At 64.4% G+C, this 23,385-nt stretch carries 20 protein-coding genes and 1 pseudogene; 6 read left to right on the top strand and 15 right to left on the bottom strand.

The window, feature by feature from the left end; translation table 11 throughout:
- Positions 1–158: 158 nt before the first annotated feature.
- From gatB to QVN30_RS02595, 9 genes are all read right to left on the bottom strand, one after another.
- Positions 159–1,847 carry an Asp-tRNA(Asn)/Glu-tRNA(Gln) amidotransferase subunit GatB gene (gene gatB, locus QVN30_RS02555; protein WP_289835325.1) on the bottom strand — a complete coding sequence of 563 codons (1,689 nt, stop codon included), beginning with the start codon at positions 1,845–1,847 and terminating at the stop codon, positions 159–161.
- Positions 1,844–3,361: an Asp-tRNA(Asn)/Glu-tRNA(Gln) amidotransferase subunit GatA gene (gene gatA, locus QVN30_RS02560; protein ID WP_289835327.1), complete on the bottom strand. Its 1,518-nt coding sequence runs from the start codon at positions 3,359–3,361 to the stop codon at positions 1,844–1,846. Before gatA ends, gatB begins: the two co-directional genes overlap by 4 nt.
- Positions 3,361–3,672 (bottom strand): Asp-tRNA(Asn)/Glu-tRNA(Gln) amidotransferase subunit GatC, encoded by a 312-nt coding sequence (gene gatC, locus QVN30_RS02565; RefSeq protein ID WP_066829986.1) that lies wholly within the window; start codon positions 3,670–3,672, stop codon positions 3,361–3,363. The genes gatA and gatC overlap by 1 nt, the downstream gene beginning before the upstream one ends.
- A gap of 132 nt (positions 3,673–3,804) precedes the next feature.
- Positions 3,805–4,053: an HPr family phosphocarrier protein gene (locus QVN30_RS02570; RefSeq protein WP_087201300.1), complete on the bottom strand. Its 249-nt coding sequence runs from the start codon at positions 4,051–4,053 to the stop codon at positions 3,805–3,807.
- Positions 4,054–4,385: 332 nt separating this feature from the next.
- Positions 4,386–4,922, bottom strand: a complete 537-nt coding sequence (locus QVN30_RS02575) for a PTS sugar transporter subunit IIA (RefSeq protein ID WP_066829992.1) — start codon at positions 4,920–4,922, stop codon at positions 4,386–4,388.
- A 70-nt stretch (positions 4,923–4,992) separates the two neighbouring features.
- Positions 4,993–5,832: a Cof-type HAD-IIB family hydrolase gene (locus QVN30_RS02580; RefSeq protein ID WP_289835329.1), complete on the bottom strand. Its 840-nt coding sequence runs from the start codon at positions 5,830–5,832 to the stop codon at positions 4,993–4,995.
- A 96-nt stretch (positions 5,833–5,928) separates the two neighbouring features.
- On the bottom strand, positions 5,929–7,380 hold the full coding sequence (locus tag QVN30_RS02585) for a glycoside hydrolase family 1 protein (RefSeq protein WP_289835331.1): 1,452 nt from the start codon (positions 7,378–7,380) through the stop codon (positions 5,929–5,931).
- Between the two features lie 393 nt (positions 7,381–7,773).
- Entirely contained in the window at positions 7,774–8,967 is a 1,194-nt protein-coding gene (locus QVN30_RS02590; protein ID WP_289835332.1) for a PTS transporter subunit EIIC, read from the bottom strand.
- Between the two features lie 358 nt (positions 8,968–9,325).
- Positions 9,326–10,756, bottom strand: a complete 1,431-nt coding sequence (locus QVN30_RS02595; protein WP_204565343.1) for a 6-phospho-beta-glucosidase — start codon at positions 10,754–10,756, stop codon at positions 9,326–9,328.
- 214 nt (positions 10,757–10,970) lie between these two features.
- Here QVN30_RS02595 and QVN30_RS02600 point away from each other — a divergent pair, with 214 nt between their 5' ends.
- Positions 10,971–11,837 carry a MurR/RpiR family transcriptional regulator gene (locus tag QVN30_RS02600; protein WP_273355460.1) on the top strand — a complete coding sequence of 289 codons (867 nt, stop codon included), beginning with the start codon at positions 10,971–10,973 and terminating at the stop codon, positions 11,835–11,837.
- Between the two features lie 40 nt (positions 11,838–11,877).
- Here the strand turns inward: QVN30_RS02600 and QVN30_RS02605 are convergent, their stop codons facing one another.
- Together QVN30_RS02605 and QVN30_RS02610 are read right to left on the bottom strand one after the other, a co-directional pair.
- Positions 11,878–12,444: a histidine phosphatase family protein gene (locus tag QVN30_RS02605; RefSeq protein WP_289835334.1), complete on the bottom strand. Its 567-nt coding sequence runs from the start codon at positions 12,442–12,444 to the stop codon at positions 11,878–11,880.
- 49 nt (positions 12,445–12,493) lie between these two features.
- On the bottom strand, positions 12,494–12,976 hold the full coding sequence (locus QVN30_RS02610) for an S-ribosylhomocysteine lyase (protein ID WP_204565342.1): 483 nt from the start codon (positions 12,974–12,976) through the stop codon (positions 12,494–12,496).
- Positions 12,977–13,084: 108 nt separating this feature from the next.
- Here QVN30_RS02610 and QVN30_RS02615 point away from each other — a divergent pair, with 108 nt between their 5' ends.
- Positions 13,085–14,161 carry a GTP 3',8-cyclase MoaA gene (locus tag QVN30_RS02615; RefSeq protein ID WP_289835335.1) on the top strand — a complete coding sequence of 359 codons (1,077 nt, stop codon included), beginning with the start codon at positions 13,085–13,087 and terminating at the stop codon, positions 14,159–14,161.
- Between the two features lie 2 nt (positions 14,162–14,163).
- Positions 14,164–15,543: a cyclic pyranopterin monophosphate synthase MoaC gene (gene moaC / locus QVN30_RS02620; RefSeq protein ID WP_289835337.1), complete on the top strand. Its 1,380-nt coding sequence runs from the start codon at positions 14,164–14,166 to the stop codon at positions 15,541–15,543.
- A 114-nt stretch (positions 15,544–15,657) separates the two neighbouring features.
- Here moaC and pflA read toward each other — a convergent pair whose 3' ends face one another.
- From pflA to QVN30_RS02645, 4 genes and pseudogenes are all read right to left on the bottom strand, one after another.
- Positions 15,658–16,425, bottom strand: a complete 768-nt coding sequence (pflA, locus tag QVN30_RS02625; protein WP_289821238.1) for a pyruvate formate-lyase-activating protein — start codon at positions 16,423–16,425, stop codon at positions 15,658–15,660.
- 30 nt (positions 16,426–16,455) lie between these two features.
- Complete coding sequence (locus tag QVN30_RS02630) at positions 16,456–17,508, bottom strand: Gfo/Idh/MocA family oxidoreductase (RefSeq protein ID WP_289835338.1); 1,053 nt, start codon at positions 17,506–17,508, stop codon at positions 16,456–16,458.
- A 173-nt stretch (positions 17,509–17,681) separates the two neighbouring features.
- A pseudogene (gene grcA3, locus QVN30_RS02640) lies at positions 17,682–20,141 on the bottom strand (autonomous glycyl radical cofactor GrcA3).
- Positions 20,142–20,616: 475 nt separating this feature from the next.
- Positions 20,617–21,000 (bottom strand): PTS-dependent dihydroxyacetone kinase phosphotransferase subunit DhaM, encoded by a 384-nt coding sequence (locus QVN30_RS02645; RefSeq protein ID WP_079989059.1) that lies wholly within the window; start codon positions 20,998–21,000, stop codon positions 20,617–20,619.
- A 274-nt stretch (positions 21,001–21,274) separates the two neighbouring features.
- On the opposite strand from QVN30_RS02645, the gene QVN30_RS02650 reads away from it, so the two are divergent.
- The 3 genes from QVN30_RS02650 to QVN30_RS02660 all read left to right on the top strand — a co-directional run bounded on the left by QVN30_RS02650 (position 21,275) and on the right by QVN30_RS02660 (position 23,384).
- Positions 21,275–22,294: an SPFH domain-containing protein gene (locus tag QVN30_RS02650; protein WP_289835341.1), complete on the top strand. Its 1,020-nt coding sequence runs from the start codon at positions 21,275–21,277 to the stop codon at positions 22,292–22,294.
- Positions 22,295–22,374: 80 nt separating this feature from the next.
- Positions 22,375–22,548, top strand: a complete 174-nt coding sequence (locus QVN30_RS02655) for a type II toxin-antitoxin system antitoxin (RefSeq protein WP_087201326.1) — start codon at positions 22,375–22,377, stop codon at positions 22,546–22,548.
- Positions 22,549–22,625: 77 nt separating this feature from the next.
- A complete protein-coding gene (locus tag QVN30_RS02660; protein ID WP_289835342.1) occupies positions 22,626–23,384 on the top strand; it encodes an ABC transporter ATP-binding protein in 759 nt (252 codons plus the stop codon).
- The last annotated feature ends 1 nt before the right edge of the window (position 23,385 follow it).

Below are 23,385 nucleotides of genomic sequence, written 5' to 3' on the forward strand. Positions count from 1 at the left end.
CCATGCGCGCTCGCGGACAGGTCCCAGCCTCCTCGGACAGGGTCCCGGACGGCATCTCCTGGCCCGGGCCGGTTGAACGCAAAAGGCGGCACCGGAAAATCCCGGAGCCGCCCTATCAGCGGTGAGAACCCGGCGAGAGCGCCGAACCGCGAGACCCTTTAGGAAAGGCTCTTGCGCAGCAACTCGTTGAACAGCTTGGGGTTGCCCTGGCCGCGGCTCGCCTTCATGCACTGGCCCACCAAGAAGCCGAGCACCTTCTGGTTGCCGTCGCGGTACTGCTGGGCCTGGTCGGCGCAGCGCTCGAGCACCTCGTCGACGATCGGTTGCAGCGCGCCGGCGTCACTCACCTGGCGCATACCGCGCTCGTCCACGATCTTCTCGGGGTCCTCGCCGGACTCGGCCATAAGCCCGAAGACCTCGTGCGCCTGGTTGGAGCTGATGGCGTCCTCCGCGAGCAGCTTGGCGAGCGAGGCGATCTGCGCCGGCGCGATGCCGCTCTCGGCCAGGGCGGCGCCCGTGCCCTTGAGGTAGGCCGCGAGCTCGTTCACGATCAGGTTCGCCACGGCCTGCGCCGGCTTGCCCGACAGGCCCGCAGCCGCCGCCTCGAAGAAGGCTGCCGTCTCGGGGTCGCCGGCGATCTGCTCGGCGTCGGCGCGCTTGATGCCGAAATCGGCCTCATAGCGGTCGCGCTTGGCATCGGGGAGCTCGGGGATCTCGGCGCGGCAGTGCTCGATAAACTCGTCGGACAGGTCGAACGGCGCCAGGTCGGGGTCGGGGAACAGGCGGTAGTCGTCGGCGGTCTCCTTGACGCGCATCACCACCGTGCGCTTGCGGCCCGGCTCCCAATGGCGCGTCTCCTGGTAGATGATACCGCCCTCCTCGAGCACCTCGGCCTGGCGGCAGATCTCGTAGGCGAGGCCGTCGTGCAGGGCCTTGAAGGAGTTCAGGTTCTTGAGCTCCGTCTTGGTCCCGAGCTTGGTCTCGCCGCGGCGACGCAGCGAAACGTTACCGTCGCAGCGCATGGAGCCGTGCTCCATGGAGCAGTCGGAGATGCCGAGCGTGAGGAAGATGCGGCGGAGCTTCTCCATGAACAGGCGCGCCTCCTCGGGCGTGCGCAGGTCGGGCTCGGTCACCAGCTCGATCAGCGGCGTGCCGCAGCGGTTGTAGTCGATCAGCGACTCGCTTGCCGCGGCGATGCGGCCCTCCTCGCCGCCCACGTGCACCATCTTCGCCGCGTCCTCTTCCATATGAATGCGCAGGATGCGGATGGGCACGGTGTAGGAGCCGTCCTCATGGCGCTCGGGCAGCGCGAGGTTGGCGGTGTCGTAGCCGCTCATGGCGGACAGCGCGCCGCCGGACGACTCGCCGCCCTCGCGCATCTGGGCCGCCATGGCGGTCGAGAGGCCCTCGGCGTTCGCGCTCGCGCTCGCGAGGCTCAAGCCCTCCGCCTCGCCGAACGCGCACGCGGGGCGCTCGGCGGCGCCGCGGCCGGACACCTCGAGATCGAGGCGCCCGTGCATGGCGAAGGCGACCGGACCCTGCGTGGTCTGGAAGTTCTTAGCCATGTCGGGATAGAAGTAGTGCTTGCGATAGAACATCGAGCGCTTCTGAATCTGGCAGTTGGTGGCAAGCCCCGCCTTCACGATGCTCTCGATGGCCTTCTTGTTCGGCACGGGCAGGGCACCCGGCAGGCCCAGGCACACCGGGCACACGTTGGCGTTCGGCTCGTCATCATGGGAGAGCTTGCAGTTGCAGAACATCTTGGTATCGAGCGTCGTGAGCTCGGTGTGGATCTCCAGGCCGATGACGGCCTCCCAATCCTTGAGGACCTCGGAGAGTTCCCTCATGCCAGCTCACCCCCCTTCCCGGCGAAATCGGGCGCAACGGAGAGCGCCGGCCCGCCCGTCTGACCATCGGCAAAGCCGCGCTCGAGCGCCGCGGCGAACGTGAGCAGGGTGCGGTCCTTGAACGCCGGGCCCACGAGCTGCGCCGCGACCGGCAGCTTCGAGGTCGCCCCCAGCCCCAAGGGCACGGACACGCCGCCGTTGCCGGCGATGTTGATGGATATGGTGTACAGGTCCGACAGATACATCTGCGTGGGATCGGAGATCTCGCCGTGCTTCCACGCGGTGCGCGGGGAGGACGGCATGAGGATGACGTCGCACGCCTCGTAGGCGGCGGCATAGTCGGCCGTGATGAGCGTGCGGGCCTTCTGGGCCGCGTAGTAGTACTTGTCGTACACGCCGCTCGACAGCAGGTAGGCACCCAGCAGCTGGCGGCGCTTGGCCTCTGCGCCAAAGCCGTGGGCACGCGAGCGCGAGCTCTGCGTATCGAGGTTGGGGCAGGCGGGCTCCTGGTAGCCGTAGCGGATGCCGTCGAAGCGCGCGAGGTTGGAGAACGCCTCAGCAGGGCCGATGACGTAGTAGGCGGCGATGGCGGCATCGAGATGCGGCAGGTCGACCTCGACCAGCTTGGCCCCTTGCGCCTCGAGGGCACGCGCAGCCCCCTCGACGGCGCTGCGGACCTCGTCGGTCAGGCCCTCGGCCTCCATGAACGCGGGGATGATGCCCACGCGACGGCCCTCGACCCCGTCGTGCAGATGCTCGCAGAAGTCGACCGCGCAGTCCTGGCTCGTCCCGTCGTACGGGTCGCGGCCCGCGCCCACCAGCGCATTCATGGCGAGCGCCACGTCCTCGACCGTGCGGCCGAACGGACCGACCTGGTCGAGCGAGCTTCCGAAGGCGACCACGCCGTAGCGCGAGACGGCGCCGTAGGTCGGCTTCATGCCCACCACGCCGCACAGCGCCGCGGGCTGGCGAATGGAGCCGCCCGTATCGGAGCCGAGCGCGAGCGGGACCTCGCCCGCCGCGACCGAGGCGGCCGAGCCGCCCGACGAGCCGCCCGGGATGCGCTCGACATCCCAGGGGTTGTTCGTGGGGTGAAACGCCGAGCTCTCCGTCGAGGAGCCGAACGCGAACTCGTCCATGTTGGCCTTGCCCACCGGCACGCACCCGGCATCGAGCATGCGCTGCACGCACGTTGCCGTGTACACGCTCTCGTACCCCTCCAGCATGTGCGAGGCGCAGGTGGTGCGCGTGCCGACCAGGTTCATATTGTCCTTGATGGCGAACGGCACGCCCGCGAGCGGCGGCAGGGCGTCGCCTGCGGCGCGCGCCGCGTCGATACGGTCGGCGGCGGCAAGCGCAAGCTCGGGTGTCACCTGCAAAAACGCCTGCACCGCCCCGTCACGAGCCTGAATGGCATCGAGCGAGGCCTCGGCCACCTCGCGCGCGGAGAACTCGCCCGCGGCGATGCCCGCGGCGATGCGCGCGGCAGACAGGGTATCGAAACTCGTCGGCATCAGCGCTCACCCCCCTCTCCCAGAATCGAAGGCACGCGGAAGAAACGGTCATGCGTGCTCGCCGCGTTCTCGAGCGCCACATCGAGCGGCAGATCGCGCTGCCCCAGCTCCGCGTCCTCGCGCATGACGTTGGCGAGGTCGCCGATGGGATGGAACGTGGGCTCGATATCCGGCAGATCGTACTCGAGCACCGGTGCGAGCATGTCCACCGCGTCGTTGAGGTACGCGGTCATCTGCTCGAGTTCATCGCCCTCGAGGGCGATGCGCGCGTACTCGGCGATACCGCGCACGTCGTCTTTGCTGAGCGCCATGGGCACTCCTATCTTCGTAGCTGTAGTCGAACGTCCACCATTATACGCAAGCAGGGCGCTCCACCGTGATGGAGCGCCCTGTGTAACACGATTGTTCGGCACCGATGACCGACAAGTCCTGCCGCAAACAGCCTACGGGAGCACCTTCAGAAGGGCCTCCTTGGTCTCCTCCTCGTTGCCGCCCACGATCAGGACATCGATGAGGTCGCCCTTGTTGGCGTTCAGCCCGAGCATCTCCATCAGGTCGCGACCGGAGGCCGTCTTGCCGTTGAAGGTGATCTGGACGTCGCTCGAGCACTTGTTCAGCGTGTACGCGACATCGGCGACCGGACGAGCGTGCAGACCCTCTTCTGCCTCGATAAGATGCTGGAACTTGATCATGGCGATACCTCCTGCTTCAAAAAGCTCAATACGGGCATGCAGCCCTTCGTCCACTATACGCCAACTGTCAGCAGCTCGGCGTAGCAATTGGAGACGGGGTCGTTTTGACCAACTGAACGGCTCCGCCGCGCAGCTCCGCAACACGACTCGAATCGACAGTACGGATAGGTAACACCACCCTGTCGAGAGTACGCTATGGCAACGTTTTTCGCTCGAAAACGTTCCTATAGCGTACCGTGAACGGGGCGGTGTTCCCATAGCGTACCGTCGATCGCCCGTCCACGGCATCCCGCGACGCCGCGCCCGGCCAGAAGCCCGTGATCGGCGTCTTTCTAACGAACAACCTTCACGACGGCGGCGCCGGCGGAAACGGTCGACTCGGGCTCGGCGGTAAGCTGGACGTCGGCGAACTCCGCGGTGTTGGACACGGCGAGCACGACGCAATCCGGATGCCCCGCCTCGGCGATGTCGGCCTTCGTCATCTTGATGACGGGCTGCCCGGCCTTGACGGTGTCGCCCTGCTTGACATAGCCGGTGAAGCCCTTGCCGTTCATGTCGACGGTATCGACGCCGATGTGGACGAGCGCCTCGATGCCGTCGGCACCCGTGATGCCGATAGCATGGCCCATGGTGACGGTCACCGTGCCGGAGATGGGCGCGTAGACGATCTCCTCATCGGGCCAGATGGCGCAGCCCTTGCCCACGACCTCGCCCGCGAACACGGGATCGGGCACATCGGTCATCTTGATGACGCGACCGACGACCGGCGCGCACAGCACGTCGGCCGCCTCCTCGGCGGAGACGGCGGCAGGCGCCGCAGGGGCCGCCGGGGCCTCAGGCTTCTTCTTGAACATGTCGAACAGACCCATATGGATCCCTCCTTTTCCTCACAAGATGCGTGGTCTCACGCGACGTTCCACATTGCCATACTTTACACAACTAAATTAGATGCAGATGCGAAAAAGCGTTCCAAAGGCCGTCATCATCCACCCGAGTGGTCACGAAGTCGGCCGCGGCGCGGGCCTCCTCGCCGCCGCTGCCCATGCACACGCTCGTGGCACATGCCTCGAACATGGGGATGTCGACCTTCGCGTCCCCCATGGCGACGGTATCGGCCATGTCGGCACCCAGGGCCTCGACGGCCACGCGAACGGCGCGCGCCTTGTCGATATCCTTCACGCCCATGTCGCCGAACAGGGCGGTCTCTCCGGCCCCTCCCCAGGTACCCACCTTCATATCGGGAAAATCGCGCACCGCGTCGAGGTAGTCCTGATAGCTGGAGAGGATGAAGCTCACCTTGTTCACGTCGTCGCGATAGAGCTCGCCGCCGTAGATCACACCGTGCATGACGTCGTCGGTCTCGAGGGCCTCGGCGTTCCCCACGCCCTTGCGGCCCGCGTACAGGCGCAGCATGGGGCGGGCCGCCTCGCGGAAGTTCTCGCTTGCGAACAGCCCGTTGTTGGACTCAAGGTAGAACTCAAGCCCGCGCGCGTGGCACCAGTCGACGATGCGCCGGCACTGCTCGGCAGTCACGTGCGCGTGCATGACCACCCGGTCGCTCACCTCGACATAGGCGCCGTTGCCGCCGATCATGCCGTCGAATCCGATCTCGACGAGCTCGGGCGGGTTCTCGGCCTTGCTGCGCCCCGTGCACATGAGCACCTTATGGCCGTTTTCGCGGGCAGCCTGGATGGCCCGCTTCGCAGAGTCGGGGATCATGTTCTCATACGTGGTGATCGTGCCGTCGACATCGAGGAAGACGACCTTGCTGTCGGACATGAGCGTCCTTTCTCATCCGTTCGTTTTTTGGCTCCTTGGGCGGTAGGGCCGCAGACGACGGCCCCGCTCGCATGCACCTTGACGCTAAAGAGCGGGCTACTCGAGCCCCTCGGCGCCGTTGGACTTCATGATCTTCTGATATGCGAAGAAGCTGTCCTTGCGGATGCGCTCGTAGGTGCCCGTGCCGTCGTCGTGCTTGTCCACGTAGATGAACCCGTAGCGCTTGCGCATCTCGCCGGTGCCGGCCGACACCAGATCGATGGGGCCCCACCAGGTGTAGCCGATGAGGTCGACGCCGTCATCGACGGCCTCCCCCATGGCGCGCACGTGCTTCTTCAGGTACTCGATGCGGTAGTCGTCGTGGACGCGCTTCTCACCGTCCTCGACCACGGCCTCGTCGCGCGCGCCCATGCCGTTCTCCACCACCATCAGCGGAATCTGATAGCGATCGTAGATCTCGTTCAGCGCGTAGCGCAGGCCGTCCGGATCGATCTGCCAGCCCCATTCGGTGGACTCGAGGTAGGGGTTCACGCCGCCGAAGGTCATGTTGCCCGAAGTCTGCTCGACATCATGGGTACCCACGATGTTGGACATGTAGTAGCTGAAGGTGTAGAAGTCCACCTTGCCCGCCGCGATGTCGTCCAGGTCGCCGTCGGCGATGGCGAGCTCAACGCCGTGCTCGCGCCAGTAGCGGCGCGCGTAGCTCGGGTAGGAGCCGCGCACCTGGACATCGGAGCAGTACCAGTTCATCTCGCGCATGTTGGCCTGGTTCAGCAGGATGTCCTTGGGGTCGCAGGTCGCCGGGTAAGACAGGATGAAGCAGTCCATGTTGCCCATCTTGAACTGCGGATACTTCTCGTGCGCCAGGCGCACCACGCGACCGCTCGCCACGAACTGATGGTGCAGGGCCTGGAAGCGCTGCTGAGCGGTGGTCTTTGCCTCGGACGCCGGCCCCTCGAACCCGCGGATCATGCTCGTCTCGAACAGGTTGCCCATGTCCGTCGCGCCGCAGTTGATCTCGTTGAAGGTGAGCCAGTAGGTAACCTTGTCCTTATAGCGCTCGAAGACGGTGGCGCAGTACTTCACGAACAGGTCGATGAGCTCGCGGCCTTCCCAGCCGTTGTACTTCTCCACCAGCGCATAGGGCATCTCGTAGTGCGAAAGCGTCACGAGCGGCTCGATACCGTGCTTTTTGCACTCGTCGAAGACCCGGTCGTAGAAGGCAAGGCCCGCCTCGTTGGGTTCGTCCTCCATGCCGGTCGGGAAGATGCGACTCCAGGAGATGGACATGCGGAACATGGTGAAGCCCATCTCGGCGAACAGGGCGATGTCCTCGGCATAGCGATGGTAGAAGTCGATGCCGTCATGGTTGGGATACAGCAGGTCGGGCTTGATGTCGATCGTGATCTCGCGCGGGCGCTCGTAGCTGCCGCCCGTGAAGTGATCGTCTACCGAGGGTCCGCGCCCGTCGACATCCCAGGCGCCCTCGAACTGGTTGGCGGCGGTGGCTCCGCCCCAGAAGAAACCCTCAGGGAATGTTACCGCCATTCTTCCTATCTCCCTTCATCAGGATATGTACGAAGATGAACGACGCCGGGTCAAAGCATCGAAGGCGCAAAGCGCCCGAGCATGCGCGTCAAGAGGCGACGCGGCCGGGGAAGCACCGATTACTTGCTTTCGCGCCGGGCGTGCCCGCAGGCGCCCGCCACGAGGGCACCCGGCGCGGAACGAATTGGTCGGTGTTTCCCTAGACGAACCCGTGCATCTGGTTCCAACTATGCCAGACCGCGGGCGCGCGCAGGCGCGGCGACGCGCGGTTGGGCACTTCTTTTCAATCGTCCGAACGGCTGATTGAAACATCTTGATACCAATCGGCCACAGGATCTCGGAATGCGGCCGCCACCCTCGAAGACGGATGACGGCCGCATGCATCAAAAAGCGCTATGCCTGCTCAGGCTTATAGGTCGCAAACTCGATGGCGAACGCCACGACCGCAGAGGCGAGCGAGGCCACGATCGCCCAGATCATGTAGGTCGCACCGATCGTGGAGCTGGGGCCGGTAGGCAGGTAGGAAAGCCAGTTGAAGACACCCAGGCCGCCGGACATGAACAGCACGGCACCGGACAGGCCGATGATAAGGCCGCCCACGGCGGAGCCGATGCACGCCACGACGAAGGGCTTCTTCTGGGGCAGGGCGATGCCGTAGATGGCGGGCTCGGTAACACCGAAGAAGAACGCGGAGATCATCGCGGGCAGCGCGAGCTCGCGGAAGTTCTCGTCCTTGTTCTTGAGATACATGGCGAACAGGACCGCGCCCAGCGCGAAGGAGTGACCGATCATGCAGGCGAGAATGTAGTCGTGACCGAGGGTGGTGAGGTTCACGATGCCCAGCGGCACGAGCGACCAGTGGAAGCCGAAGATGACGAGCACCTGCCAGGTGAGGCCCACGATGGCGCCGGCGACAAGCGGGCTGAAGTCGCGCACGGCGATGACCGCCTCGGCGATGAGCTTGGAGGCGAAGGTGGCCACGGGGCCGATGAGCAAAAGGCCCACGGGGATGCACGCAAGCAGCGTCAGGCACGGCACGAAGAAAAACTTCACCAGGTCGGGCACGGTGCGGCTGAACAGCTTCTCGCACTTGCTCGCGAAATAGGTCACGAAGATGACCGGGATCACCGTGGCGGTGTAGTCCATCGACACGAAGGGGATCCCGAAGAAGTCGACATACACCGGAGAGGCGAACATCGTCCCCTCGAACAGCGTGTACAGCGGCTCTCCCGCAGCCTCCAACGTGGAATTCTGGATGCCCGGATAGCACATGATGGCACCGATCACGAGGCCGAGCATCGGCTTCATGCCGAACTTCTTGGCCGCCGTGTACCCCAAGAACATGGGCAGGAAGTTGAACAGGCCGTCGCCGATGGCGTTCAACAGCAAATAGCCGCCGCAGGTGTCCGGATAGACCCCCAGAGCCACGAACAGCGTGTTGAATCCCTTGATCATGCCGCAGGCGGCCATGATGCCCAAGATGGGCTGGAAGATACCCGAGATGACGTCGATGAAGCGGTCGAGCGGCTTTTGCGGCGCGGCGGGCGCATCGTCTGCGGGCGCTGCGTCGGCCGAGAGCTCCGCCAACGGCGCATTCTGCCGGACAAACGGCCTTGGCGGCTTCTCGTGCGCGCTCCACGACAACCCCCGAATCGAGAGTACGCTATAGGCACGCCACCTCATCCACGGTACGCCATAGGCACGTTTTTCGCCCAAAAGTGTGCCTATACCGCACTGTCAACAGGGCGGTGTGCCTATAGCGTACTCTCGATTCGGGGCGGCGTGCCGCGGGCTCTGCAAATCGGGGACGTACCTGTTGCGTGCATGTATGCACGCAACAGGTACGTCCCCGATTTGCACGGGCTCCCCCTCGGCAAAAAGGCGCGTGCGCAGCTGCGCACGCGCCCCGATCCGTAACGCCCGGCCGCGCTGTGGAGCGGACCGGTTACGCCAGATCCTCACCGTTGGTGGCGATGACCTTCTTGTACCAGCCGAAGCTCTTCTTCCTGCGGCGCTCAAGCGTGCCGTTGCCCGCATCGTCGCGGTCCACGTAGATGAAGCCGTAGCGCTTGGACATCTCGCCGGTCGACGCGGAGACCAAATCGATCGGGCCCCACGTGGTGTAGCCCAGCATCTCAACGCCGTCCTCGGTGATGGCGTCGCGCATGGCCTCGATGTGGCGACGCAGGAAGTCGATACGGTAGTCGTCGTCGATCGAGCCGTCGGCGTTCGGCTCGTCCTTGGCGCCCAGGCCGTTTTCCACCACGAACAGCGGCTTCTGGTACCGGTCGTACAGGTCGTTGATGGTGATGCGGAAGCCCAGCGGGTCGATGCCCCAGCCCCACTCGCTCTTCTCGATATAGGGGTTCACCACGCCCTCGAACGCGTTGCCCGCGCCCGTCTCGGCACCCTCCTGCGGCTCGGCGGCAGCGCAGCGGGTGTTGTAGTAGCTGAACGAGATGAAGTCCACGGTGTTCTCGGCCAGAATCTTCTCGTCTTCGGCGGTCATGCCCACATCGATGCCGCGGCGCTCCAGGAACTTCTTGGCGTAGGCCGGGTAGTACCCACGGCTCTGCACGTCCACGAAGAAGTAGTTCTGCTGGTTGCTCTCCTGCGCACGGCGCACGTCGGCGGGCTTGCAGCTGTAGGGGTAGCAGGTGCCGGCGGCGAGCATGCAGCCGACCATCATGTCGGGATCGATCTCGTGCGCGATCTTGGTCGCCCAGGCGCTTGCCACGAGCTCGTTGTGGGCAGCCAGGTACTCGACGGCCTCGCGGTCCTCGCCCTCCTCGAACACCAGGCCCGCGCCCATGAACGGCAGATGGAGGATCATGTTGATCTCGTTGAAGGTGAGCCAGTACCTCACCAGCCCCTTGTAGCGCGTGAAGAGCACCGTCACGAGGTTCTTATAGAAGTCGATGAGCCTGCGGTTGCGCCAGCCGCCGTACTCCTTGATGAGGTGGATGGGGCAGTCGAAATGCGTGATGGTCACAAGCGGCTCGATACCGTGCTTTTTGCACTCGCGGAACAGGTCCTCGTAAAACGCCAGGCCCTCCTCGTTGGGCTCGGCATCGTCGCCGTTCGGGAAGATGCGGCTCCAGCCGATGGACAAACGATAGGTCTTGAAGCCCATCTCGGCGAACAGCGCGATGTCCTCCTTGTAGTGGTGGTACATGTCGATGGCCTGCTGCGCCGGGTAATAATAGCCGTCCTCGAAGTCGAGCATCTTGCGCTCGCCGACCATGACCGCCCAGCGTGCCTCACCGTGTGGGATCACGTCGACGTTGGCCAGGCCGCGACCGCCCTCGTTGTACGCGCCCTCGCACTGGTTGGCAGCGGTCGCGCCGCCCCACAGAAATCCGTTCGGAAAACCCATATACGCCTCCTATCGTTACGTCGTTGGATCTAGTATGCCCCCACAGCCGCCCAACGAGGTGCCGCACACGCCGATGCGATACTTCTTTTCAGTGGATAGGTAAAGGCTATAGGCGCGTATGATACATTTTGATACATGACGCACCGAGGCAGGCACGTATGGGATGGGTTGAAACGAACCCGTCCCCAAACAACCCATTACAGGAAGGATGACCATGGATCTGCAGCGACGCGTGCGCGACGCGCGCGACCTCACCCCCGTCGACCAGCAGATCGCCCGCACCGCACTGGCCATGGGCGACCGCCTACGCGAGGCCTCCATCAAAGAGTTCGCACGGGCCGCCAGCGTGTCCATCGCGAGCGTGCACCGCTTCTGCAAAAAGGTCGGGTTGGAGGGCTTCAAGGACCTCAAAGTCGAGCTCGTCCGCGCCCAGATCGCCCGCGATCACGACGGTGCCGACGTAGACTTCAACTTCCCCTTCGGCCCAGGTGAGCAGGCGGCGTGCATCGTGCCCCACATGCGCTCCTTGTACGGGGCGACCCTGCGCGACACCTGCGATGTGCTCGACACGAGCGAGCTGGAGCGAGCAGCCGAGGTACTGGGCCGGGCGCAGCGCGTCGGCATCTACACGCAATCGCACAACCTCTATCCGGCGCGCATGTTTCGCGACCGCCTGCTGTCCATCGGGCGCGACGCGTTTTGCGATGAAAGCTTTGAGCAGCAGTTCCGCCGGGCACTCGCCGCCAATGAGCACGATGCCGCTGTGGTCATCTCTTACTCCGGGCTCTCGCCGGACCTGGGGAAACGCCTGGGCATCTTGGCCGAGCGGCAGGTACCCGTTGTGTTCATCGGCACCCCGGCGGCAAAGCTGAGCCATCCCGGACTCGCCGCGTATCTGCTGGTGAGCGATCGCGAGCACTTGCAGGACCGCATCACGCAGTTCGCAAGCCATATTTCGGTACAGTTCGTGCTCGACGCCTTGTTCAGCTGCGTGTTTGCTGCCCACTACGAAACGAGCGAGGTCTTCCTCAGAGGCTCGCTTCCCTACACGCGTCTCAACCCCACGCCCGCGATGCGCTAGCCTGCAAGAAAGGATGCATCCCCAAGTCTCAGCCAGCTGGCTAGTCGTTTGGATTCACGAGGTCGCGCACGCTGAACGATCCGTCACGGTAATCGAGCACGGCGATACAGCAGTTGCCCAGGCGGCGGCCGTCCGCATGCCAGTCAAATCCCAACTCACGCAGGACGCCCACCGTCGCCGCACCGTGACTGACGGCCAAGACCGACTCATGCTGCGGGCGCTCCATGATAGAGCCGATCGTTTCCATAAGGCGGTCGCGCATCTCCTGCTCGCCCTCACCGCCGAACGGCACGTAGAAGTCGCCGTAGGGCAACGGCGGATTGGTGTCCTCGGTAAGCCCCTCGAACGTCCCGAAGTTCCACTCCTTCAGGCCTTTCAGGCGGGCATACGGCATGCCAGGCACCACGAGCTCGAGCGTGTCGCAGGCGCGCTCCGACGTGCTGGAATACGCATGATCAAACGAGATGCCCCGCTCCACGAACCACGCACCGGCGCGTTTTGCCTGCTCGACGCCTGCCTCGGTGAGCGGGGAGTCGCACCATCCCTGCTTGCGCTTGAGCACGTTGAACAGCGTCTGGCCGTGACGCATAAGATACAGTGTCGCCATCGACAACTCCCTTCGGCATCGCGACAATTCCTCTGCCCTGCTGTCGCGTCTACTGATAATGCAGCCGCGTCTCGTCTGCATTCGCGAGGTCGCGTGCCAGGTAGCGCTCGGCGAGCCAGCGCGCCATGGGCAGATTCTGGTCCAGGTAGTTGCCGCACTCCTCGGGGCGGGCACCGGGGATCTCGCCCGTAAAGTCGCGAACGAACGCAAACAGCTCGCGCACGAGCGGCAGAATCTCCTCGGAGCTCACCTCGCCGAACACCACGAGGTAAAAGCCCGTTCGGCACCCCATGGGACCGAAGTACACCACGCGCGGCGCCCATTCCGGATGGTTGCGCAGAAACGTGGCGCCGAGGTGCTCGATCGTATGGCATTCCGCGGTGTTCATGACCGGTTCGCGGTTGGGCTCGGTCAGGCGCAGGTCGAACGTGGTCACCGCGCCTCCCGTCTGCGGGTCCCGGTCGACGCGCGACACGTACACACCCGGCTTCAGCACCAGATGGTTGACGGTGAAGCTGGCAATCTTGTCCATGGATCCTCCCAATCGACGGCGCGATTCTCATGCAGCTCAGCTTACCACGGCCGCCGCCGGCGGTGTTATCCTCTTGCATGAACCATCGTCCGCCCGAAAGGTGAACCCGTGACGACCCACGATCTTCACGATAGCTTTGGCCGCAGCATCAGCTACCTGCGCATTTCCGTCACGGACAAGTGCAATTACCGCTGCGTGTACTGCATGCCGGAAAACGGCGTTCCCGCCCGCGACCACGCCGAGCTGCTCACGGCGGAAGAGATCGCCCGCTTCGTGGAGCTCGTGGCCGGCGAGGGCATCCGGCGCATCCGTCTGACCGGCGGCGAGCCGCTCGTGTCCCACCGCATCGTGCCGCTCATCCGGTCCATACGCGCCATCCCGACCATCGAGGACATCTCGCTGACGACCAACGGCGCGCTGCTGCCCCGCATGGCGTCCGACCTGCGCGCGGCCGGTCTCGACCGCGTCAACATCTCGCTCGACACGCTCGATGCCGACCAGTTCGCGCGCATCACGCGCCTGGGTCGTCTCGAACAGGCCTTGGCGGGCATCGACGCCGCCCTCGCGCACGGGTTCGACCCCGTCAAGGTGAACACCGTCGTGGTGCGCCGCCTTGAGCAGGATGTCTTCGGCCTTGCCCGCCTTTCCGTCGAACGCCCCGTGCACGTGCGGTTTATCGAGTACATGCCCATCGGCAACGAGGAGACGATTGGCGCCTGCAAAAACGAGCCGCATTGCCCTCCGGGCGTATCCGGCACGGCACCCGAGCTCCATCCCGAGGCGTGGGACGAAAGCGACATCGTGCCCTCCGACGAGCTGCGCGCGCAGATCTCCGGTGCCGGCGAGCGCACCGGGCTGGGCCCGCTTACGCCTGCGGACCAAAACGGCCCGTCGGGCGCAGGCCCCGCGCAATACTGGCGCTTTGCGGGTGCCCGGGGCACCGTGGGCTTCATCTCGGCCATGTCCAACCATTTCTGCTCGCGCTGCAACCGCCTGCGCCTCACCGCCGACGGCAAGCTGCGCCCCTGCCTGTTTTCGGATGACGAGTACCCGGTTCGCGACGCGCTGCGCGCCGGCGATGACGAGCAGGTCCTGACAATCTATCGCGACGCCATCGCGCACAAGCCGCAGGAACACAAGACGACAGACGGCACGGCACGCTTCATGTCGCAGATCGGAGGCTGACCATGACCAAAAGATCGACGAAAAAGCCCATGATCAAGCGGGCGACCGGCGAGAAATACCCCACTGCCGTCGTGGAGACAGACGGACCCGGCCAGCAAGGCGCTCCCGACGCCCCGACGACAGACGGGCACCAGGATGCCGGCAGCACCGACGCCGCAGCCTCCCCGGCGCGCGACGCGTATCGCGATATGCTCACCCATGTTGACGAAAAGGGCGACGTGCGCATGGTCGACGTGTCCGACAAGGCGGTCACGCAGCGCCTCGCCGTCGCCGAGGGATCCATCCTCATGCACCCGGAGACGCAGGCCATGGTCCTCGAGGACCGTGCGAAGAAGGGCGACGTGCTCGCCTGCGCGCGCGTGGCCGGCATCATGGCCTCCAAGCGCACGAGCGACCTCATCCCCATGTGCCATCCGCTCATGATCACCAAAAGCAAGGTGGATATCGAGCCCATTCCCGCTCAGGGCGACGGCGCGCGAGCCGACGGACGCGTCGGCTTCCGCGTGACCTCCACGCTGGGCGTCACCGGTGTCACGGGCATCGAGATGGAGGCGCTGACCGCGACCTCGGTCGCCTGCCTGACGATCTACGACATGTGCAAGGCGGTCGACCGCGGCATGGAGATCGTCGACGTGCGCCTGCTGCATAAGGAAGGCGGCAGATCGGGCGTCTGGGAGCGCGCCGAGCAGGCCGACGCGCCTGCCGTGGCACCCGCGACGGATACGGCACCCGCGACGGACGCGGCGCCCTACAGCGCCGAGACGGCCGATCCCGTGGAGCCGGAACCCGCCTCTCCCCTGCCGGGCGGCCCCGGCGCAAAAGCCGCGGCTCCTGCCATCGCGTTCATCGGATACCAGAATTCCGGCAAGACCACGCTGGTGGAAAAGATCATCAAGCGGCTCACGCAGCGCGGGCTGCGCGTCGGCTCCATCAAGCACCACGGGCACAAGGGGTTCGATATCGACCAGCCGGGAAAGGACTCCTGGCGCCACGCGCAGGCGGGCAGCCGCCATGTGGGCCTGGTCGCGCCCGGCCAATACGCCGAATACGCCTACACCGAGAACGAGGTGCCGGTGGGCGACCTGCTCACCCACTATACCGACGTGGACATCGTGATCGTCGAGGGATACAAGACGGCCGGCCTCCCCAATATCGTGGTGACGCGCTCGGGCGTCGACCGGCTGCGGGGCGACACGTCCTATGACCTCATCGACGAGAACACGCTGGCCATCGCCTGCAACGATGTCGTGGAGCGCAACTTCCGCGCACGGGCGGCGCGCGAGGCGGAGCAGGCCGATGCTGTTCGCGAGCTGCCGCCGTTCATCAGCATCAACGATGCAGCCGCGCTGGTGAACTTCATCCTCAGGTGGCTCGGCAGGTAGCTTCTTGGCAGGATGGGTTGATTGGGGACGGGTTCGTTCCAACCCATTGACGGCGCGCTGCACCGCCCATGGGTTGGAACGAACCCGTCCCCAATCAACCCATCCAAAGCGCCGTTATCGGCGGCGCGCTTCGCGCATGCCGCGCAGTACCGCTTCGCGCAGCTCGGGCACGCGCGCCTTGTCCATGGGCTCCACGCCGGCGAGCGGGTAGGCGATACCCAGCTGCTCGTACTTGGCCACGCCCATGGTGTGATAGGGCAGCATCTCGAGCCCGACGACGTTGCGCCACGGGGCAATCAGGCGTCCGAGCGCCTCGCATTCCTCGACCGTGTCGGTATATCCGGGCACCACGACATGGCGGATGACGGTCTTGATACCTCGACGCGCCAGCTCGTCGCCGAACGCCAGGATGCGGCCGGGATCCCGCCCGGTGAGGGCACGGTGGCCGGCAGGGTCGGCATGCTTGATGTCGAGCAGCACCAGGTCGGTCTCATCGAGCACGCGGGCCGTGAGCTCGGGGCGGTCGGGATCGAATGCATAGCCGCAGGTATCGAGACAGGTGTGCACGCGTCCGGCGGGACGGGCGTGCATGGCGCCGAACAGGTCGGCCAAAAACTCGGGCTGCAGCAGCGGCTCGCCGCCCGAGACGGTGATGCCGCCGTTGCGGTAGAACGCGCGGTTGCTCTCGAACTCGTCGACGATCTGCTCGACCGACATGAGCGTCCCGGCACCGGCACCCGTCTTCCACGTATCCGGGTTGTGGCAGAACAGGCAGCGCATGGGGCACCCCTGCGTGAACACCACGAAGCGGATCCCCGGGCCGTCGACAGTCCCCATAGTCTCAATCGAATGAATGCGTCCTAAGGTATAGCTTGATTCCATAATCCACCTACCAATGAGATGGGCCCGCCGTCATCGATCAGCGGGGAACACGATACCCGCTTGGCGGCGCGCCTCATCCATGATGGCCAGCGAGGCGAGCGTGATGTCGCGATACCGCGCGGCATCCATCTCCCCTGCCACGCAGGCGCAGAAGTTGTCGAGCTCATAGCACATGTTGTTGTCGCACGCGGCAAGAGCGAGGTCTTCGGTCTCGTCGCCCGTGCTTTGGGCCTCGGCCGTCCAGGCGCCCCGCACGGCTTGACCGCGCAGGCGCACCGATGCGCGAGAGGGCACCGAGACGCCGCCGTAGGTGACGGTTCCCAGCTCGCCTTCGATCTGGCACGGCAGCAGGTCCTGGGAGATCTTGGAGTACGACAGCTCCACGACCTTGTCGGGATAGCGCGCGAGGATGGTTCCCGCACCATCGATGACCCCTCCGGTCGCCTCGTTCTCCGCATCGGCGATGAGCACCGGCGTGCAGCTGATGTCCTCCGGCGCGCCGAACAGGTGCACCATGGCGGCAACGCAGTACACGCCGATGTCCATCAGCGATCCGCTCGCCATGCGCGCGTCGAAGATGTTCGTCTGCCTGCCGGCGAGAACCTCATCGTAGCGGGAGGAGTATTTGCCAAAGCGCAGGCTGGCGCGGCGAACCCGGCCGATACGCTCCACGGCGGCGCGCAGCGTCTCGTAGGCGGGGTCGTGCACCGAGCGCATCGCCTCCAACGCGACCACGCCGTGCGCCGCGGCCTCGTCGAACACGAGGCACGCCAGGCGCTCGTTCGGCGCCAAGGGCTTCTCCACCAGCACGTGCTTACCGGCACGAATGCACGCGAGCGCCTGGTCGACATGAAGGGCGTTCGGGCTTGCGATGTACACCGCGTCGACCGCGGCGTCGCGGCACACCTCTTCGATCGAGGTGTACGGGGTCGTGCCACCCAGGCGCTCGGTGGTGGAGGCGGCACGAGCGGCGTCGCGCGACATGCTGCCACGGTACCGGGCGCAGGAGCATTGATGGATCATGTCCACCATGCTGTCGGCAATCGTACTGGTCCCCACAACCGCAAACGCGAGCTCGTTCATGGCGCTTCCTTTCTGCCAAGCCTCAACGCACCGTATCTATCATACCGAGCATACAGCCGATATCGCGCACGTCGAGTCGCAGATCCCGCATATCGAAGCCCGCTGCCGCACGGCTCAAAAGCCGAGCCGGGGGCACCGCCTGGCACGGTGCCCCCGACATGGCGGACGGCGCGCTACATGCTCTCGTGGAACGTGCGCGCGATGACCTCATCCTGCTGCTCGCGCGTCAGGTTGTGGAAGTTCACCGCATAGCCCGACACGCGCACGGTGAGCTGCGGATACTTCTCGGGATGAGCCTGCGCGTCGAGCAGGGTGTCACGATTGAACACGTTGACGTTCAGATGGTGGCCGCCCTTCTCGGCATACGCGTCGATCATGTTCACCAGATTGTCGGCCTGAGCCTGAGCCACATCGGAAACCTTCATGTGAAATACCTCCTAATAATGATCAGGGTTTCCCTAATTGCACGCGTCGCAGGACGCAACGGGGTTCTCGAACTCGATCTCCCCCAGGTCGATGTCGCCGAAGAACACCTGGTCCTCCTTGCCGAGCGCGCCGGGGATGATGGAAAACGTGTTGGAGATGCCGTCCTGCGCGTCGCGGAACGGCAGCTTCGCCACGCTCGCCAAGCTGGCGATGGCGCCGTGGCTGTCGCGACGGTGCATGGGGTTCGCGCCCGGCGCGAACGGCACGCCCGCCTTGCGGCCGTCGGGCGTCGCGCCGGTCTTCTTGCCATAGACCACGTTCGACGTGATGGTGAGCACCGACGTGGTCGGCACGGAGTTGCGATACGTCTCGTTGCGGCGCACGAACTCCATGAACTCGTGCACGACGTCGTGCGCGATCCGGTCCACGCGGTCGTCATCGTTGCCGTACTTGGGGAAGTCGCCCTCGATCTCAAAGTCGACGATGACGCCGTCCTCGTCGCGCACCGGATGGACCTTAGCGTACTTGATGGCGGACAGCGAATCGGCCACGACCGAAAGGCCCGCGATGCCCGTGGCGAACCACCGATGCACATGGTGATCGTGCAGCGCCATCTGGATCGCCTCGTAGCAGTACTTGTCGTGCATGTAGTGGATGATGTTCAGCGTGTTCACGTACACGCCGGCGAGCCAGCGCATCATGTCCTTGTACTTGGCGATCACGTCGTCGTAGTCGAGCGTGTCGCCCTCGACGGGGCGGTACTTGGGGCCGACCTGCTTTTTGGACACCTCGTCGATGCCGCCGTTCAGCGCGTAGAGCAGGCACTTCGCCAGATTCGCTCGCGCACCGAAGAACTGCATCTCCTTGCCCACGCGCATGGAGCTCACGCAGCAGGCGATGGCGTAGTCGTCGCCGTGGTAGACGCGCATCACGTCATCGTTCTCGTACTGGATCGACGAGCTCGCGATCGAGGTCTTGGCGCAGAACTCCTTGAACTTCTGGGGCAGGCGTGTGGACCACAGCACCGTCAGGTTGGGTTCGGGGCTCGTGCCCATGTTCTCCAGCGTATGCAGGTAGCGGAAGCTCATCTTGGTGACGAGCGTGCGCCCGTCCACGCCCATGCCGCCGATGGACTCGGTCACCCACTGCGGATCGCCCGAGAACAGGTTCTGGTACTCCGGCGTGCGCGCGAACTTGACCATGCGCAGCTTCATAATGAAGTGGTCGACGAACTCCTGGATCTGCTCCTCGGTGAAGGTGCCGCGGCGCAGGTCGCGCTCGGCGTAGATATCGATGAACGTCGAGGTGCGGCCGATGGACATGGCGGCACCGTTTTGGTCCTTGACCGCGGCGAGGTACGCCAAATACATCCACTGGATGGCCTCTTGCGTGTTTCGGGCCGGACGCGAGATGTCGAAGCCGTAGATCTCGCCGAGCTTTTTGAGCTGGTGCAGGGCGCGAATCTGCTCGGCAAGCTCCTCGCGGTCGCGAATCACGGCCTCGGTCATGGTGTGGGGCGTCGCAGCCTTCTGGGCCTCCTTGTCGCGAATGAGGAAATCAAGACCGTAGAGCGCCACACGGCGATAGTCGCCGATGATACGGCCGCGACCGTATCCATCGGGCAGGCCGGTGATGATGTGCGCGGAACGGCAAGCCCGCATCTCGGGCTTGTAGACGTCGAAAACGCCCTGGTTGTGCGTCTTGCGCTTGTTCGTGTAGATGTCGACGATCTCCGGATCAATCTCGTAGCCGTGCTGCTCGGCCGCCTGGCAGGCGATACGAATGCCGCCGTTGACGTGCAGCGCGCGCTTGAGCGGGCGGTCGGTCTGCAGGCCCACGATGGTCTCGAGCTCGGGGTGCTCGGCGTCGATGTAGCCGGCAGGATATGCCGTGATGCCCGTCACGACCTTGGTCTCGATATCGAGCGCGCCTCCTTTTGCGCGCTCTTCCTCGAGCAGGCCGAGCACCGTGCCCCACAGCGTCTTCGTACGTTCGGTCGGTCCGGCCAGGAAGGAGTCGTCTCCCTCATAGGGCGTGTAGTTCCGCTGGATGAAGTCGCGGACATCCACCTCGCTCTGCCAGATACCTCCTGCAAAATCTTCCCATGCTTCCATTGGTTCAACCACGCTCCTCGCGGTCGTGCGCGCGATTGCGCGCGCATATGAATGTAACGCCAGTGAGCAGCCAAAATGTCTGTTCGGGCGCATCTCATTGCAAGCTTGTACCCCCTGGCGAATATGTTATTCACCTAGTGCCATTTTTTCACTCACCGGATGTTAGACGAAGATAACATATGCCGGTCAAGATAGATATGTTAGAAAGTGTTTACTTTCTGCTCACACAAGAAACACGCGGAGAGGGCGTGCGCGGCGCCGCTGCGGGGGGATGCTCCCGCCCACCAAAACGGAAAAGGGACTTTTGGGTACAAATTCTTCGACTCGCTGAGTAGCACCCAGAATACAGCATATAATCGTTATAAGACTTCATATCTTATATGTTTATTACAGAGGGATACTCGAAGGGCTGCGATGTATGTACCCATAAGTCTCTTTTTCAGAATAGCAATATATTCTATGCTGTGTATACGCTGCCTAATATTAATATCGGGGTGAAATGTCGGGATTTCCGACATTTCACCCCGCAGAAGCCCCAGCATCCATGCGCACGCCAGGCGCACCGCACTCAGAACTTGCGCAGATTGGAGAGGGACTTCAGCGACTCGACGATCACGTCGCGCTCGATGCCGGACTGTGCCTGAACGGTCGCCTCGACGGCCCCCTCCACAAACGGGCAGTCGACCATGCGGACACCCTCGTCGTTCATATCGGCCAGGACCATCTTGACCACCATGGCGGCAGCGCCCATATCGACGAGCACGATCGCCCCATCCGGCCCGTTCACCTCGTCGATCGCCTGAAACACCGACACGTAGCTCGTGCCGAACGAACCGTCGGACATGCCCCCCGCCACCGCAACGGCAGCTTGGGGTGCGATCATCTTGGTATAGTCCCGCAGAGCCTCGACCAGCGCTCTTGAGTGCGAGACCAGCACAACTCCTACCATCATTCCCCCTGCTGATTCAATCTTATGTAGCCATAGTACCCAAATTATTCCCCCAAACGTATCAAGGGCAGGAGGAACGGTCCGTTTTGTCGGGCCAGCCCGCACCGGCCGTTCGCCGAATCGGCAGACGGTACTTGACTGGATACCAATGTGATATCACAATGCAATCAACGAGACCGATCGAGGCGCTCGTCGGGGTCTGCCCTTCCCCGAGGCAATCCAGGGCAGCATCCGGGCTGTCACGCAAACGCGGATGCACGGTTCGAAAGGAACTACCATGAGCGTGGAAAAGCAGATGCAGGCCAAGTCCGGCTGGAGCATGCTTGTCATCACCGTCGTCTTGTTCGCTCTGATCGTCGCGCTGTACGTCTTGTCGATCAGCGATATGGCCGCCTGCGACAGCGCAGGGGTGCCGGTGTCGCCCCTCTCCATCGCAGGACTCGTTCTCGCCATCGTGCTTTCCGTGGTGATCTGGATCTTCCCCGTCGCGGGCTTCTTCACCCTGCAGCCCGGGCAGGCGCGCGTCTGCATCCTGTTCGGCGACTACAAGGGCACCGTGCGCAGCGAGGGCTTCCATTGGGCGAACCCCTTCTACAGCCGCTCCATGGGAGGATCCGATAGCGGCTTCCGTGTCGAGCTCGACGCCGAGGGCGGTCTGAAAAACGCCAAGGCGAACGTGGGCGCAAAGGCGATCTCGACCAAGGTGAGCGTGCGCGCACGCACCTTGAACGGCGAGATCTTGAAGGTCAACGACAAGATGGGCAACCCCATCGAGATCGCCAACGTCGTGGTGTGGCACGTCGAAGACACCGCCAAAGCCCTGTTCGATGTTGACAACTACGAGCAGTTCGTGGCCACGCAGGCCGAGACCGCGCTGCGCCACGTGGCGAGCGTGTACGCCTACGACCATTTGGAGGACAACTCCGATGACACGAACGCCATCACGCTGCGCAGCAATATCGAAGAGGTCTCGGAGGCGCTCAAGCGCGAGCTCACGCAGCGGCTCTCCCCTGCCGGCGTGACCGTGGACGACGCGCGCCTGACGCACCTCGCCTACGCACCCGAGATCGCCCAGGCGATGCTGCGCCGCCAGCAGGCCGAAGCCGTCATCGCCGCCCGCAAGAAGATTGTCGAGGGCGCGGTGTCCATGGTCGACATGGCCGTAAAGGAGCTCGCCGACGGCGGCACCATCGAGCTCGATGAGGAGCGCAAGGCCCAGATGGCCTCGAACCTCATGGTCGTGCTCTGCGGCGAGTCCGAAGCGCACCCGGTTCTCAACACGAGCTCGATCTACTAATCCAGTTTGACACGCGTCGGGACGGGACCGAATCAATCGGCCCCGTCCCGCAACCACCCACCACCGAGCAGGTGACCACCATGGCACGCAAGCAATACCCGCTCCGCATCGATCCCGCGATCTGGGAGGCAGTCCAGCGCTGGGCCGACGACGAGATGCGCAGCGCCAACAGCCAGGTGGAATGGATCCTGCGCGATGCGCTCAAGCGCTACGGCCGCCTCCCCAAACCCAAGGACCGCGACCGCACCGAGTGATTATTTAGGGACTGTCCCTAAATAATCACGTACCCCATCTCTCACCGACAACCTCATCGAACCTTTTGGAGGCAGACATGAACGACTCTGCTCTGACCACGCCTACCCCTAGTTCGCTTCCCGTCCTCAGCGTGGAGCATTTCCAAAAGCGCTACGGGGACACCGTCGCGGTCCGCGACCTCTCGCTCAGCGTCGAAGCGGGCGATATCTACGGCTTTATCGGCCACAACGGCGCGGGCAAGACCACCCTCATCCGCTCCATCGTGGGCGCGCAGGCCATCGACGGCGGCCGCATCCGCATCTGCGGGCACGACGTGGCCCGCAAGCCCCTGCAGGCAAAGAGCGCGCTGGCCTACGTGCCCGACAACCCCGACGTCTACGAGTTCATGACCGGCATGCAGTACCTGACCTTCATGGCCGACATCTTCCGCGTCCCCGACGACGAGCGCACCCGTCGCATCGGCGAGCTTGCCGAGCGCCTCGAGCTCACCGACGCGCTCGGCGACACGGTGGGCACCTACTCGCACGGCATGCGTCAGAAGCTCGTGCTCATCGGCGCGCTCATCCACGAACCCCGCCTGCTCGTGCTCGACGAGCCCTTCGTGGGCCTCGATCCCGTGGCCTCCCACGAGCTCAAGGCGATCCTGCACGAGCTCGCTGCACGCGGCGGCGCGGTGTTCTTCTCGTCGCACGTGCTCGAGGTGGTCGAGAAGCTCTGCAACAAGGTCGCCATCATCCGCGGCGGAGAGCTGCTGACAAGCGGCACCACCGAACAGGTGCGCGGCGACTCCTCGCTCGAAGACGTCTTCCTCGAGCTCGTCGAGAAGGAGGCGTGAT

This window comes from Collinsella ihumii (genome assembly GCF_030385545.1).
Classification (GTDB): Bacteria; Actinomycetota; Coriobacteriia; order Coriobacteriales; family Coriobacteriaceae; genus Collinsella; species Collinsella ihumii.

Bases quoted from the DNA above. Each gene is read 5' to 3' on its own strand.
- QVN30_RS02655 (WP_087201326.1), top strand. From the start codon at position 22,375: ATGGCACGCAAGCAATACCCGCTCCGCATCGATCCCGCGATCTGGGAG.
- QVN30_RS02630 (WP_289835338.1), bottom strand. From the start codon at position 17,508: ATGAACGAGCTCGCGTTTGCGGTTGTGGGGACCAGTACGATTGCCGAC.
- gatA (WP_289835327.1), bottom strand. From the start codon at position 3,361: ATGCCGACGAGTTTCGATACCCTGTCTGCCGCGCGCATCGCCGCGGGC.
- gatB (WP_289835325.1), bottom strand. From the start codon at position 1,847: ATGAGGGAACTCTCCGAGGTCCTCAAGGATTGGGAGGCCGTCATCGGC.
- gatC (WP_066829986.1), bottom strand. From the start codon at position 3,672: ATGGCGCTCAGCAAAGACGACGTGCGCGGTATCGCCGAGTACGCGCGC.
- QVN30_RS02580 (WP_289835329.1), bottom strand. From the start codon at position 5,832: ATGTCCGACAGCAAGGTCGTCTTCCTCGATGTCGACGGCACGATCACC.
- QVN30_RS02660 (WP_289835342.1), top strand. From the start codon at position 22,626: ATGAACGACTCTGCTCTGACCACGCCTACCCCTAGTTCGCTTCCCGTC.
- QVN30_RS02650 (WP_289835341.1), top strand. From the start codon at position 21,275: ATGAGCGTGGAAAAGCAGATGCAGGCCAAGTCCGGCTGGAGCATGCTT.
- QVN30_RS02605 (WP_289835334.1), bottom strand. From the start codon at position 12,444: ATGGCGACACTGTATCTTATGCGTCACGGCCAGACGCTGTTCAACGTG.
- QVN30_RS02570 (WP_087201300.1), bottom strand. From the start codon at position 4,053: ATGATCAAGTTCCAGCATCTTATCGAGGCAGAAGAGGGTCTGCACGCT.
- QVN30_RS02610 (WP_204565342.1), bottom strand. From the start codon at position 12,976: ATGGACAAGATTGCCAGCTTCACCGTCAACCATCTGGTGCTGAAGCCG.
- QVN30_RS02595 (WP_204565343.1), bottom strand. From the start codon at position 10,756: ATGGGTTTTCCGAACGGATTTCTGTGGGGCGGCGCGACCGCTGCCAAC.
- QVN30_RS02600 (WP_273355460.1), top strand. From the start codon at position 10,971: ATGGATCTGCAGCGACGCGTGCGCGACGCGCGCGACCTCACCCCCGTC.
- QVN30_RS02585 (WP_289835331.1), bottom strand. From the start codon at position 7,380: ATGGCGGTAACATTCCCTGAGGGTTTCTTCTGGGGCGGAGCCACCGCC.
- QVN30_RS02575 (WP_066829992.1), bottom strand. From the start codon at position 4,922: ATGGGTCTGTTCGACATGTTCAAGAAGAAGCCTGAGGCCCCGGCGGCC.
- pflA (WP_289821238.1), bottom strand. From the start codon at position 16,425: ATGGAATCAAGCTATACCTTAGGACGCATTCATTCGATTGAGACTATG.
- moaC (WP_289835337.1), top strand. From the start codon at position 14,164: ATGACCAAAAGATCGACGAAAAAGCCCATGATCAAGCGGGCGACCGGC.
- QVN30_RS02645 (WP_079989059.1), bottom strand. From the start codon at position 21,000: ATGATGGTAGGAGTTGTGCTGGTCTCGCACTCAAGAGCGCTGGTCGAG.